Annotated in this window: 14 protein-coding genes; 9 read left to right on the forward strand and 5 right to left on the reverse strand. The window is 58.6% G+C overall.

Annotation, left to right across the window (positions count from 1 at the left end; genetic code table 11):
- Positions 1-92 precede the first annotated feature (92 nt).
- From eitA to BFV67_RS17405, 4 genes are read left to right on the forward strand one after another with little or no spacing between them, the layout of a single operon-like run.
- On the forward strand, positions 93-1,091 hold the full coding sequence (eitA, locus tag BFV67_RS17390) for a siderophore ABC transporter substrate-binding protein EitA (RefSeq protein ID WP_023344804.1): 999 nt from the start codon (positions 93-95) through the stop codon (positions 1,089-1,091).
- Positions 1,091-2,128, forward strand: a complete 1,038-nt coding sequence (locus BFV67_RS17395; RefSeq protein WP_069598730.1) for a FecCD family ABC transporter permease — start codon at positions 1,091-1,093, stop codon at positions 2,126-2,128. The genes eitA and BFV67_RS17395 overlap by 1 nt, the downstream gene beginning before the upstream one ends.
- Positions 2,128-2,889: a siderophore ABC transporter ATP-binding protein EitC gene (eitC, locus tag BFV67_RS17400; RefSeq protein ID WP_008499588.1), complete on the forward strand. Its 762-nt coding sequence runs from the start codon at positions 2,128-2,130 to the stop codon at positions 2,887-2,889. Before BFV67_RS17395 ends, eitC begins: the two co-directional genes overlap by 1 nt.
- A 16-nt stretch (positions 2,890-2,905) precedes the next feature.
- Positions 2,906-4,126, forward strand: coding sequence for an MDR family MFS transporter (locus BFV67_RS17405; RefSeq protein ID WP_008499589.1), 1,221 nt, complete (start codon positions 2,906-2,908; stop codon positions 4,124-4,126).
- 5 nt (positions 4,127-4,131) lie between these two features.
- On the opposite strand, the gene BFV67_RS17410 is transcribed toward BFV67_RS17405, so the two are convergent.
- Positions 4,132-4,476, reverse strand: a complete 345-nt coding sequence (locus BFV67_RS17410) for a nitrous oxide-stimulated promoter family protein (RefSeq protein ID WP_008499590.1) — start codon at positions 4,474-4,476, stop codon at positions 4,132-4,134.
- 175 nt (positions 4,477-4,651) lie between these two features.
- On the opposite strand from BFV67_RS17410, the gene BFV67_RS17415 reads away from it, so the two are divergent.
- The gene (locus BFV67_RS17415) at positions 4,652-4,882 is read left to right on the forward strand and encodes a SymE family type I addiction module toxin (RefSeq protein WP_044597727.1); all 231 of its coding nucleotides are present in this window, start codon (positions 4,652-4,654) and stop codon (positions 4,880-4,882) included.
- A gap of 113 nt (positions 4,883-4,995) precedes the next feature.
- Complete coding sequence (mutS, locus tag BFV67_RS17420; RefSeq protein WP_069598731.1) at positions 4,996-7,557, forward strand: DNA mismatch repair protein MutS; 2,562 nt, start codon at positions 4,996-4,998, stop codon at positions 7,555-7,557.
- A gap of 138 nt (positions 7,558-7,695) precedes the next feature.
- Here the strand turns inward: mutS and BFV67_RS17425 are convergent, their stop codons facing one another.
- From BFV67_RS17425 to BFV67_RS17435, 3 genes are read right to left on the reverse strand one after another with little or no spacing between them, the layout of a single operon-like run.
- Positions 7,696-7,917: a non-oxidative hydroxyarylic acid decarboxylases subunit D gene (locus BFV67_RS17425; RefSeq protein WP_003862116.1), complete on the reverse strand. Its 222-nt coding sequence runs from the start codon at positions 7,915-7,917 to the stop codon at positions 7,696-7,698.
- A 10-nt stretch (positions 7,918-7,927) separates the two neighbouring features.
- Positions 7,928-9,355, reverse strand: coding sequence for a non-oxidative hydroxyarylic acid decarboxylases subunit C (locus BFV67_RS17430; protein ID WP_069598732.1), 1,428 nt, complete (start codon positions 9,353-9,355; stop codon positions 7,928-7,930).
- A complete protein-coding gene (locus BFV67_RS17435; RefSeq protein WP_008499595.1) occupies positions 9,345-9,947 on the reverse strand; it encodes a non-oxidative hydroxyarylic acid decarboxylases subunit B in 603 nt (200 codons plus the stop codon). The genes BFV67_RS17430 and BFV67_RS17435 overlap by 11 nt, the downstream gene beginning before the upstream one ends.
- A 172-nt stretch (positions 9,948-10,119) precedes the next feature.
- On the opposite strand from BFV67_RS17435, the gene BFV67_RS17440 reads away from it, so the two are divergent.
- Positions 10,120-10,527, forward strand: coding sequence for a MarR family winged helix-turn-helix transcriptional regulator (locus BFV67_RS17440; RefSeq protein ID WP_008499596.1), 408 nt, complete (start codon positions 10,120-10,122; stop codon positions 10,525-10,527).
- Here BFV67_RS17440 and BFV67_RS17445 read toward each other — a convergent pair.
- Complete coding sequence (locus tag BFV67_RS17445; RefSeq protein ID WP_039024141.1) at positions 10,524-11,411, reverse strand: LysR family transcriptional regulator; 888 nt, start codon at positions 11,409-11,411, stop codon at positions 10,524-10,526. The genes BFV67_RS17440 and BFV67_RS17445 overlap by 4 nt on opposite strands.
- A gap of 108 nt (positions 11,412-11,519) precedes the next feature.
- Between BFV67_RS17445 and BFV67_RS17450 the strand changes: the two genes are divergently transcribed.
- The gene (locus tag BFV67_RS17450) at positions 11,520-12,722 is read left to right on the forward strand and encodes an MFS transporter (protein ID WP_069598733.1); all 1,203 of its coding nucleotides are present in this window, start codon (positions 11,520-11,522) and stop codon (positions 12,720-12,722) included.
- The gene (locus BFV67_RS17455) at positions 12,719-13,099 is read left to right on the forward strand and encodes a DUF4440 domain-containing protein (RefSeq protein WP_032675421.1); all 381 of its coding nucleotides are present in this window, start codon (positions 12,719-12,721) and stop codon (positions 13,097-13,099) included. Before BFV67_RS17450 ends, BFV67_RS17455 begins: the two co-directional genes overlap by 4 nt.
- Positions 13,100-13,139 lie beyond the last annotated feature (40 nt).

Genomic DNA, 13,139 nt, shown 5'->3' on the forward strand with positions numbered 1-13,139 from the left:
ATTGACACAAAATCGTTTCCTCTGTATAAAATTCCGCCTTAATAATGAGTTTCATTTGCATCAATAATAATATTAATCAAGGGTAGCGTTTCATGAAGAAGGTCATCTGCGCGTTAGGCCTGGCGGTTGCGTCGGTCAGTTCTGCTCTGGCAACCACATATCCTCTGACGATTGAAAACTGTGGCTATAAAGAGACATTCACCAAAGCGCCGGAACGCGTCGTGGCTCTGGGTCAGAATACCGTCGAAATTCTGCTCCTGCTGGGGCTGGAAGATAAGGTGAAGGCCAGCGCCTTCTGGCCGACGAAAGTGCTGCCGCAGCTGGCGGACCAGAACGCAAAAATCAAAACCCTGACGGTCGAAATCCCTACCCTTGAATCCGTGCTTGCGCAAAATCCCGACTTTGTCCCCGCGCAGTCACCGCTGCTGCTGGGGCCAGAAAGCAAGGTCGCAAAACGCGACGATCTGATGACCCTGGGCGTGAACAGCTACGTGTCCCCGGGCATGTGTGCGACCAAAAAAGCCACCGGCGATATGTACGGCAGCCGCCAGAAACTGTGGGATATGACGTATCTCTATCAGGAGATTGAGGATTTCGCCAAAATCTTTAACGTTGAAGACCGCGGTCAGGCCGTGATTGCCGATTTCAAAAAACGTGAGGCTGACTTGCGTAAGGAATTCGGCAAGAACAAAAAAGACCTATCGTTTGTTTTCTGGTTCTCCAGCTCCTCCCCCTCTGCGGACGCCTACGTAGGCGGTAAAAATAGCCCCTCCGGGTTTATCGCCAGCCTGATGGGCGGGCATAACGCCATCACCTCAGAGACCGAATGGCCAACCGTGGGCTGGGAAAGCATTATTGCCGCCAATCCGGATGTGATTGTGGTCTCGAGCCTGGATCGCAACCGCTGGGCGCTGGATAACGCGGAAGAGAAAATCAAATTCCTGAAAAGCGATCCGGCCGTCAGCCAGCTGGACGCGGTGAAAAAAGGCCATATCGTGGTGATGGACGGTCAGGCCATGAACCCGACAATTCGCACGATTTACGGGGCTGAGCAGGTTGGCGAACAGCTCAGAAAACTGGGGCTGCACTGATGACCACCGCTGTCCTTCAGGCCAGGCAGAGCCTGGTTCTGACGACCTCGTGTTTGCTCGCCTTTGTCCTGCTATTTCTGGTTATCGCGCTGAGCGTCAGCGTCGGCGAGCTGTCCATCCCGCTGGATAACGTGTTTTTCGCCATCAGCAATAAAATGGGGCTCACCGATGTTCCGCTCACTCGCATCTATGAGAGCGTGATCTGGGACTTCCGCCTGAGCCGCGCGCTGGTGGCGGCCTGCTGCGGCGCAGGTCTGGCCATCTGCGGGGCCGTATTGCAGAGCCTGCTGAAGAACGCGCTGGCGGAACCCTACGTGCTCGGCGTGTCCGCGGGCGCATCGACCGGGGCGGTTTCTGTCGTCGTATTGGGGATCGGCACCGGTGCGGTGTCGCTCTCTGCCGGAGCCTTTGCCGGGGCGTTCGCCGCGTTTGCGTTTGTCGCGTTTCTGACGAACGGGGCGCGCGGCGGGAATGAACGTACGATTCTGGCAGGCGTCGCCGCCTCACAGCTTTTTAACGCCATTACCGCCTACACCATTAGCACCTCCGCCAGTGCCCAGCAGGCGCGCGACGTGATGTTCTGGCTGCTGGGCAGCTTCAGCGGCGTACGCTGGCCTGAATTCCAGCTGGCACTGGTCGTGGTGCTGATTGGGTTAGCCGTGTGCCTCTACTATTCCCGGGCGCTGGATGCCTTTACGTTCGGCGATGACGCCGCGGCGTCGCTGGGCATTGCAGTCCCCTGGGTGCGCCTGGCGCTCTTTACCACCACCGCGCTGATTACCGCAACCATCGTCAGCATGGCGGGGTCAATCGGCTTTGTCGGGCTGGTGGTGCCGCACGTCATGCGTTTCCTGTTCGGGCCGCTGCACCGCACGCTGCTGATTGCCAGCGCGCTGGCAGGCGCGATCCTGATGGTGCTGGCAGACATTGCCTCACGCATGCTGATTGCGCCGCAAAGCCTGCCCGTCGGCGTGGTCACCGCGCTGGTTGGCGTTCCGTTCTTTGCCGTGATTATCTACCGCTCAAGGAATAAGTGATGAGCATCTGCGCTGAAAATATTACCTGGAAGGTCGGCAAAAAAGTCATCGTTAATGACGTCTCGCTGAAGGTTTCCCGGGGCGAAACGGTAGGACTGCTTGGCCCTAACGGCTGCGGTAAATCGTCTCTTTTACGTATCCTCGCGGGGCTGCGTCGCCCGGATGCGGGCTGTGTGACGCTGGACGGCCAGGACATCTCTCGTATTGCCAAAAAGCAGCTGGCCCGCCGGGTCGCCTTCGTGGAGCAGCACGGCATGACTGACGCCAACATGCGCGTGCGCGACGTGGTCAAACTCGGGCGGATTCCGCACCACTCCGCCTTTTCCAACTGGAGCACGCACGATGACGAAACCGTCACCGCCGCTCTGCAGCGCGTGGATATGCTGGATAAAAGCGACCAGGGGTGGCTGAGCCTCTCCGGCGGTGAGCGCCAGCGCGTCCACATTGCCCGCGCGCTGGCCCAGACCCCGACGGAAATCCTGCTGGATGAACCAACAAACCACCTGGACATTCATCATCAGATGCAGTTGATGCAGTTGATCAGCGAATTACCGGTCACCAGCATTGTCGCTATCCACGATCTCAACCACGCCTCGATGTTCTGCGACTCGCTGATTGTGATGCAGAAAGGGCAAATTGTGGCGACGGGGACACCGCAGGACATCCTGTCCGAGTCGTTGCTCTGGGACGTCTTCCGGGTCAAAACCAAAATCGAGATCTCGCCGTTCCATGGCAAAAAACACATTCACTTTATCGTTTAGGGGCGAGTGACCAACGATGCCCCTTCGCCCTGCCACCACGCTCTGGCCGCCCGTTTTACTGGGTAGCCAGTTTGTTTTTAACATCGGCTTTTACGCCGTTGTCCCCTTCCTGGCGATATTCCTGCGCGACGATATGCTGCTCTCCGGCGGGCTGATCGGGCTGATCCTCGGCCTGCGCACGTTCTCTCAGCAGGGGATGTTTATCGTCGGCGGCGCGCTCTCGGACCGGTTTGGCGCGAAAATCGTTATCCTGAGCGGGTGCATTATTCGCGTCGCGGGGTATCTGCTGCTGGCGCTTGGAGAATCGCTGTGGCCGATTATTCTGGGCGCGTGCCTGACGGGGGTGGGCGGCGCGCTGTTTTCTCCCTCTATTGAGGCATTGCTGGCGAAAGCGGGCACGCACAGCGAGGCGAAAGGTAAACGAAGCCGGGCGGAGTGGTTCGCGCTCTTTGCAGTCTGCGGGGAACTCGGTGCGGTACTGGGCCCGGTTGCCGGCGCCCTGCTCACCGGCCTGGGCTTTCGCCAGGTGGCGCTGGCGGGCGCTGGAGTCTTTCTCGTTGCGCTGGTGGTTCTCTACTTTTGCCTGCCCGCGTCACGCCACGCCGCGCGGACGCTAAAGCTCGTTCCCTGGTGGACGACGTTCCGCCAGCCCCGCTTTGTCGCCTTTATCATTGCCTATAGCTCGTGGCTTTTAAGCTATAACCAGCTCTATCTGGCGCTGCCGGTAGAGATCCAGCGCGCCGGCGGTAACGAGAAAGATCTCGGCCCGCTTTTTATGCTGGCCTCTGTACTGATTGTTGCTTTACAGCTGCCGCTGGCGCGTTTCGCCCGGCGCGTGGGCGCGGTGAGGATCCTGCCGGTGGGCTTTTTATTCCTCTCCGCCGCCTTTGCAAGCGTGGCAATGTTTGCGCCGACGGCACCGCCTGAGGGCTGGCTGCGCCTGCTGCCGTCGGTCTGTTTCGTGACGCTGTTGACGCTGGGACAGATGCTGCTGGTACCCTCAGCTAAGGACCTGGTCCCCCGGTTTGCCGAGGAGTCCACGCTGGGGGCGCACTACGGCGCACTCGCCACCGCCGGAGGCATTGCGGTACTGGCCGGAAATTTGCTGTTTGGCAGCCTGCTGGATCGCGCGCTGGTGCCCTCAACGCAGGCGATGCTCCCCTGGCTGCTGCTGGCCCTCTTCCCGCTCTGCAGCGCGCTGGCCCTTAACGTGATTTGCCGCCCGCTCAGAAGCTGAACCGGTCACTTTTTCGGACGATACTTTTCCGGCAGTTCCGGTACGGGACGACGGTCATCCATCAGATGGCGGACGGTCAGAATGGGGTGACGCCAGAGCATTCGCGGGCCTGCCCAGCGCATAATCTGCTTCATCTCTTCGCGTTTTGCAGGCTGGTAGCAGTGGACCGGACACTGTTTACAGGCGGGCTTTTCCTCCCCGAAAACGCATTTATCCAGACGCTTATCGGCATAGGCATTTAGCGCCTGATAGTGCCCCTCTTCCACAGAGGCCTGAGGACACTGCTTCTGATACAGCGCGATCATTTTCGCGATGGTCTCTTTTTCGCGTGAAATTCGTTTACCGGACATAGCGACTTACCGAACAATAAAGTGCAAAAATAATACACCTTTCAATGCGGGATTTCAGTTATTGCATGTCGTTTTCTGAAGCCTGATTCCAGTTTTAGCCCTGCAAGGCCCAACCATCACTGGTATTTTATACAGGCATTAGTAATGACTTTTATCCGTGTTGTCGGGAGACCCTATGCAAGAACTCGCTATCAACAAACCCTATCGCCATTTAACAGTGGGATATTTCAGAAAGCGCCATGAAGACCGCAATACCAAGATACCGAAGCGCTACAGCGTGCATGCGGCGCTGAGCTTAAAAGGTGACTGGCTTGAAAAGGCAGGGTTTACCACCCACTCCCGGGTGCGAGTGGGTGTGGAGCATGGAAAAATCGTCATTGAGCTCATGCCGGAAGATGCCTCGTAAAGCGGCGACATTTTTCTGCGCCGTACCTTTTTTTCATGCGACAATAGAAGGAACAAACGGCCACTGAGCCGCTCAAAACGGTTTATATTCAAAGAAATGGACATCATAACTCCATGAGCACACTCGACAATTTCGACGCACATACGCCGATGATGCAGCAGTATCTGAAGCTGAAGGCACAGCATCCGGAAATCCTGCTGTTCTATCGTATGGGCGATTTTTACGAGCTGTTTTATGACGATGCCAAACGCGCATCGCAGCTGCTCGACATCTCGCTGACCAAACGGGGCGCATCGGCTGGTGAACCCATTCCAATGGCCGGTATTCCGCACCACGCGGTAGAAAACTACCTGGCGAAACTGGTGAATCAGGGTGAGTCTGTTGCCATCTGCGAACAGATCGGCGATCCCGCGACCTCAAAAGGTCCGGTTGAGCGCAAGGTCGTGCGCATCGTCACGCCGGGCACCATCAGTGATGAAGCCCTGCTTCAGGAGCGCCAGGATAACCTGCTGGCCGCGCTATGGCAGGACGGCAAAGGCTTTGGCTACGCGACGCTGGACATCAGTTCCGGGCGTTTTCGTCTGAGTGAACCGGCCGATCGTGAAACGATGGCTGCCGAACTGCAGCGCACCAACCCGGCAGAACTGCTCTACGCCGAAGATTTCGCCGAAATGGCGCTGATTGAAGGTCGTCGCGGGCTGCGCCGCCGTCCGCTCTGGGAATTCGAAATTGATACCGCGCGCCAGCAGCTGAATCTGCAGTTTGGCACCCGCGATCTGATTGGCTTTGGCGTTGAAAATGCCCCGCGCGGGCTGTGCGCGGCTGGTTGCCTCCTGCAGTACGTAAAAGATACCCAGCGCACCGCCCTGCCGCATATCCGCTCTATCACCATGGAGCGCCAGCAGGACAGCATCATCATGGATGCCGCCACGCGCCGTAACCTGGAGATCACCCAGAACCTGGCGGGCGGCGTAGAAAATACGCTCGCGTCGGTCCTCGACAATACGGTAACGCCAATGGGCAGCCGTATGCTGAAACGCTGGCTGCATATGCCGATTCGCGATACCGCTACGCTGGTTTGCCGTCAGCAGACGATTGCCGCCCTGCAGGATCGCTATACCGAGCTGCAGCCGGTCCTGCGTCAGGTGGGCGATCTGGAACGTATCCTGGCCCGTCTGGCGCTGCGCACGGCGCGACCGCGCGATCTTGCGCGGATGCGTCATGCTTTCCAGCAGCTGCCGGAACTGCGTGCGCAGCTGAGCGACGTTGACAGCGCGCCGGTACAGAAACTCCGCGAAACCATGGGCGAATTTACCGAACTCCGCGAGCTGCTTGAACGCGCCATTATTGATGCGCCTCCGGTTCTCGTGCGTGATGGCGGCGTGATTGCCCCGGGCTACAACGAGGAGCTGGACGAATGGCGCGCGCTGGCCGACGGCGCGACGGACTACCTTGATAAGCTGGAGATCCGCGAGCGCGAGCGTCTTGGTCTCGACACCCTGAAGGTGGGGTATAACGCGGTTCACGGTTACTACATTCAAATCAGCCGCGGGCAGAGCCATCTGGCGCCGATTCACTACGTGCGCCGCCAGACGTTGAAAAACGCTGAACGCTACATCATTCCCGAGCTGAAAGAGTACGAGGACAAAGTTCTCACCTCGAAAGGCAAAGCGTTGGCGCTGGAAAAACAGCTCTATGAAGAGCTGTTTGACATGCTGATGCCATACCTGGCCGACCTGCAGCTGAGCGCCAGCGCGCTGGCGGAACTGGACGTGCTGGTGAACCTGGCCGAACGCGCGGAAACGCTGAACTACACCTGCCCGACCTTTACCGACAAGCCCGGCATTCGCATTACCGAAGGCCGTCACCCGGTGGTCGAGCGGGTGCTGAACGAACCGTTCATCGCCAACCCGCTGAGCCTGTCGCCGCAGCGAAGAATGCTGATCATTACCGGTCCGAACATGGGCGGTAAGAGTACCTATATGCGTCAGACGGCGCTGATTGCCCTGCTTGCCTATATCGGCAGCTACGTTCCGGCGCAAAACGTGGAGATTGGCCCCATCGACCGTATCTTTACCCGCGTCGGGGCTGCGGACGATCTGGCGAGCGGCCGCTCAACCTTCATGGTCGAAATGACTGAAACGGCTAACATTCTGCATAACGCGACGGAGCACAGCCTGGTGCTGATGGACGAAGTCGGACGCGGAACGTCAACCTACGATGGTCTGTCGCTGGCCTGGGCCTGTGCGGAAAGCCTCGCGAATAAAATCAAGGCCATGACGCTGTTCGCCACCCACTACTTCGAGTTGACGCAGTTGCCGGAGAAAATGGAAGGCGTGGCTAACGTCCACCTTGATGCGCTGGAGCACGGCGACACCATCGCCTTTATGCACACGGTGCAGGATGGCGCGGCAAGCAAGAGCTATGGTCTGGCCGTTGCGGCGCTGGCCGGTGTACCGAAAGAGGTGATCAAGCGCGCGCGTCAGAAACTGCGTGAGCTGGAAAGCCTGTCACCGAATGCGGCGGCGACGCAGATCGATGGTACGCAGATGTCGCTGCTGGTGCCAGCGGAAGAGACATCGCCTGCTGTGGAAGCGCTGGAGAATCTCGATCCGGATTCCCTGACGCCGCGTCAGGCGCTGGAGTGGATTTATCGGTTGAAGAGTCTGGTTTAGTTTTCTGCGGTCTTTGCCCGGTGGCGCTGCGCTTACCGGGCCTACGAGTTTTGTAGGCCGGGTAAGGCGAAGCCGCACCCGGCAAAACAGACCGCACGACGTTATCGCCCGGTAAGCGCAGCGCCACCGGGCTTTTTTTTAGAGCAGCGGCGGGATTGTCGGCACCTGCGGCGCCTCGTCAATATCCTTCTGCGTCATGCGGAACGCTTCCGGGTAGTGCTCGCGGCTGGTACGACGCAGCGGTTCGGTATCGCGCCAGGTATACAGACAATGCTGGCACTGGTAAACGGTCCAGACCCCTTTCACCGGTGACGTCGCCATCACTTCAATATGCTCATCGGCACAACGTGGACAAATCATCTTTTCCTCCTTATTGGCGTGCAGCCAGCATCGCGGTCAGTTTTTCAGCCCAGGCTTTGGTTTCAGGCAGATCCTGAACCGGCTGGCTATAGTGGCCCCGGGTGTCCGGTGCGACAGGCGTGGTCGCATCAATAATCAGTTTGTCGGTAATGCCCGCCGGACTGGATCCCGGATCGAGTTCAAGCACCGACATGTTCGGCAGCTGCACAAGATCGCCTGCTGGGTTGACCTTCGATGACAGCGCCCACATCACCTGCGGAAGGTTGAACGGGTCGACATCCTCATCCACCATGATCACCATCTTCACGTATCCCAGGCCGTGCGGCGTGGTCATGGCGCGCAAGCCAACCGCGCGGGCGAAGCCGCCGTAACGCTTTTTGGTGGAGATGATCGCCAGCAGACCGTGGGTGTACATCGCGTTTACCGCCTGCACTTCCGGGAACTCCGCTTTCAGCTGCTGGTAGAGCGGCACGCAGGTGGCTGGCCCCATCAGATAATCAATCTCGGTCCACGGCATGCCGAGGTAAAGGGATTCGAAGATCGGTTTGCTGCGGTAAGAAACTTTGTCGATACGGACCACCGTCATGTTACGGCCACCGGAATAGTGTCCGGTAAACTCGCCGAACGGCCCTTCAATTTCGCGCTTACGGCCTTCAATCACCCCTTCCAGGATCACTTCAGAACCCCACGGCACGTCGAAGCCGGTCAGCGGCGCGGTGGCAATCGGGTACGGGCTTTCACGGAGCGCACCGGCCATTTCATATTCCGACTGATCGTATTTCAGCGGCGTCGCGCCCATCAGGGTGATGATCGGGTCGTTGCCCAGCGTAATCGCAATCGGCAGGTCTTCGCCGCGCTCTTCCGCTTTGTGCAGATGCAGGGCGATATCGTGCATCGGCACCGGCTGCAGGCCGAGCTTGCGCTTGCCCTTCACTTCCATGCGGTAGATGCCAACGTTCTGCTTGCCGAAGTTATCCGGGTCGAGCGGATCGCGCGAGACAACGCACGCTTTGTCGAGATAAAAACCACCGTCCCCGTCGTTCAGGCGGAACAGCGGCAGGATGTCGAACAGGTTAATGTCTTCACCGTCCACCGTATTCTGCGCCCAGGCCGGGTTGGCGCGGCGCTCTGGCGCAATCGGGAATTTATCCCAGCGGCGAATAAACTCGTCGATCTGCTTTTTCACCGGCGTGTTCGCAGGCAGCCCCATCGAAATAGCGTGATTTTGCCAGGAGCCGATGGTGTTCATCACCACGCGGGCATCGGTAAAGCCGCGAATATTGTCGAACCACAGCGCGGGCGCGCCGTCACCGATGCGGCCGGTCGCGTTGGCTGCCGCCGCCAGATCCGGCTCGGCGTTTACCTCTTCCTCAATTTTCAGCAGTTGCCCTTGCTCATCGAGCGCCTGCAGGAAGCTTCTCAGATCATCAAATGCCATCTTTATTCTCCTGTGAAAAATGTTTCGCCTCCCGCAACCCGTTCCAGCGACGCGCCTTTTTATGCTCCAGGCCAAACTGGTCGAGCACGCGGGTCACAATATGCTGGGTAATGTCATCGGCGGTTTGCGGGTGGTTGTAGTACGCAGGCATGGGCGGCACCATCGCCACGCCCATGCGGGAGAGCGCCAGCATGTTCTCCAGATGAATGGTGCTGAGCGGCGTTTCACGGGGCACCAGTACCAGCTTACGCCCCTCTTTCAGCACCACATCCGCCGCACGGCCCACCAGCCCTTCGGCATAGCCCGCGCGGATCCCGGCCAGCGTTTTCATGCTGCAGGGAATGACGATCATGCCGTCGGTACGAAACGAGCCGGAGGAGATGGTGGCGGCCTGGTCAGCCGGGCTGTGGACGACGTCAGCCAGGGCAGCAACGTCCTGGGCGGTGTAAGGCGTTTCCAGCTCAATGGTGGTTTTTGCCCACTTCGACATCACCAGATGCGTCTCTACTTCCGGCATTTCCCGCAGCGCCTGCAGCAGCGCCACGCCCAGCGGAGCACCCGTCGCCCCCGTCATTCCCACGATCAATCTCATTCATCACCTCAATCAATTTGTTCGTGTGCGAACATTGTAGGTAAACTACTCCCGGATTGTTTTTCTGACAAGATCGTTCGTACACGATCACACAAAATGCTAAAAAATGCCGCATTATCATCCTGGACTTTAGCGGCTATCATAGGGGGTGATTTTTTCTGTCGGAGTGTTCATGGAACTAAGACAAGAGGCGTTCCACCTGTTACGTCAGCTTTTTCAACAGCATACCGCGAAGTGGCAACATGCCCTGCCGGAACTGACCAAGCCGCAGTATGCGGTGATGCGCTCGATTGCCGAGCATCCGGGCATTGAACAGGTGGCATTGACTGAAGTCGCGGTCAGCACGAAAGCGACCCTGGCGGAAATGCTGAGCCGCATGGAGGCGCGCGGGCTGGTCAAACGCGAGCACGACCCTGCGGATAAGCGCCGTCGCTTTGTCTTCCTCACGCCAGAAGGTGAGGCCCTGCTTGCAGACTGTAAGCCGGTAGGCAATGAGGTTGATGAGGCCTTTTTAGGACGCCTTAACAAGGCCGAGCGGGAGCAGTTCTCTGCGCTCATCAAAAAGATGATGCACGATTAACTCACGCTGGTGCGCATAAAATCGATAAAGGTGCGCACTTTTGCGGGCACATGCCGGGCATCAGGATAGACCGCATAAATCCCCTGCCGCGCAAAGGTATACTCCGGTAAAATCGTCACCAGCGTTCCCGCATCAAGCGCATCGCGCACCAGCCATTCCGGCAGTAACGCCACCCCACCGCCTGCGAGCGCAAAAGCCATAAGGGCCTGAGCGCTGTCGGCAAACAAACGCGGCGCCTTTTTTATCTCCAGCATGTCAGGCGCACCGCGGGCATCTTTCACCTGCCAGCGCAGCGGCGAGGCTAAGCGCTCGTGGATAATCCAGTCGGCCTGCGCCAGCTGCGCAAGCGATTCGATCGGGTTTCTCGCAAGCCACTCGGGCGTCGCGACGGGGAGAATAGAAAAGTGAGAAATCAGCGCGGCGTGGTTGCGCGAATCAACAAGCGTTCCCAGCCGGATGGCCACGTCAAAGCGCTCCGAGATAAGGTCTGCGTGCAGTGACGACGAAACATGTCGGACGCGAAGATCCGTGTGCTGCTGGCTAAACCTGGCCAGCAGCGGCACCACGACCCGGGCGCCATATTCAGGCGTGGTCGTGATACGCAGCTCGCCGGTGAGCCCCGCATGGTTCGCGCGGACATCATCCTGCAGCCGTTCGGCCTCCTTCAGAAGCGCCACGCTGCGCTGATGAAAAAGCACGCCCGCCTCGGTTAGCGTCAGGCGGCGGGTGGAGCGCAGCAGCAGCGTAACGCCCAGCTCATCTTCAAGCTGGCGGATATTAAAGCTAACCACCGCTTTTGTCAGCCCCATTGCCTCGGCGGCGGCCGTAAAACTGCCGGTGTCGGCCACCGCGATAAACATCTGCGTCCGCTGCAGGTTAATCATCATCACGCCCTTTACTGTCAAAATATTTTTGACAGTATATCGCGCTTTGTCAGGTTTATCCGTGATGCCCGAGCCGATACGATACGCCACCTCACCGGAGGATCCACCATGACGTATCGCAGCCAAGTTGCCGTTGTCTATCTGCTGGGCTTTTTTCTTGATTTGATCAACATGTTTATTGCCAGCGTCGCCTTTCCGGCGATGGCTCACGCCTTTAACAGCACGCCTTCTGCCCTTGCCTGGGTCAGTAACGGCTACATTGCCGGCCTGACGCTGGCGATCCCGTTCAGCAGCCTGCTCTCGCGCCGCATCGGGCCAAAGCGCGTCATCCTGCTCTCGCTTTTTCTGTTCAGCGCAGCCTCCGCAGCGGCGGGCCTGTCTGCAACGCTTGAAAGTCTGATCGCCTGGCGAGTGCTTCAGGGCGCGGGAGGAGGCTTACTGATCCCCGTCGGACAGGCGCTGACCTGGCAACAGTTCAGGCCTCAGGAGCGTGCGAAGCTCTCTTCGGCGGTCATGCTGGTTGCGCTGCTTGCCCCGGCCTGCTCCCCGGCTATCGGGGGACTGCTGGTACAGACGCTAGGCTGGCGATGGATATTTTTCGCCACGCTCCCGGTGGCTATCGTGACCTTTGTTCTGGCCTGCCTGTGGCTTAAACACGAAATGCCTGCGATGAACGCGGCCAGACTGCTAAACCTGACCTTGCTCGCGGACCCGCTTTTGCGTTTTTCCATGCTTGTGTATATCTGCGTTCCTGGCGTATTTATTGGGGTGAACGTCACGGGCATGTTTTATCTTCAGAACGTGGCGAACATGAGTCCCGCCGCTACGGGCATGCTCATGCTGCCGTGGTCTGTGGTATCGTTTATCGCCATCACGGCAACGGGACGTTATTTTAACCGTATCGGCCCCCGCCCCCTGATTGTCATCGGCTGCCTGTTGCAGGCGACGGGCATTCTGCTTTTGATTAACGTCAGTTCGGCTACGCTGTTGCCTGCCGTCGCGTTTGCCCTGATGGGCGCCGGGGGAAGCCTGTGCAGCAGCACGGCTCAGAGCAGCGCGTTTCTGACAACGCGCCGGGACGAGATGCCGGATGCCAGCGCGCTGTGGAATCTCAATCGTCAATTGAGCTTTTTTGCCGGTGCCCTGCTGCTGGCGCAGGTGCTGAACCTGGCGCAGGCGTGGCTGACGCCACACGCCGCCTGGCACGGGATGTTTATTTTTGCCGCAGGCATGACCTTGCTGCCTGTACCGTACGTTTTTCGTCTTAACAATACGCAGGTGCTAAACCCGCTGCGACAGGAGAATTCATGACGCCTTTCGAACACGACATTATCGACCTCCACATTGCGCTTGAAGCATGGTTAGGCAAAGGTGAAGGCGAGGCCGACGCGCTGCTCGCCCGTTTCCGTCGCGATTTTCTGATGATCCCGCCGGGCGGTGTGCAGGTCGACTATAACGGCCTGGCCAGTTTTCTGGAAAAACAGCGCGGAAGCCGTCCCGGGCTGAAAATCGTCATTGACGAATTAACCACGATCCAGAGCGGCGAACGGGGTGCAGTGCTTCACTACCGGGAGACGCAAACCCGGCCAGACCTGCCCGTTAACGTGCGCTGGTCAACCGCGGTGCTTAATCAGGAAGGTGACAAAATAACCTGGCGTCTGCTGCACGAGACGGCGACGCAGCCGTAACACAAAAGAAAAAGGCCCGTCTCACGACGGGCCTTTTTTG

The sequence above is a fragment of the Enterobacter roggenkampii genome, from assembly GCF_001729805.1.
Classification (GTDB): Bacteria; Pseudomonadota; Gammaproteobacteria; order Enterobacterales; family Enterobacteriaceae; genus Enterobacter; species Enterobacter roggenkampii.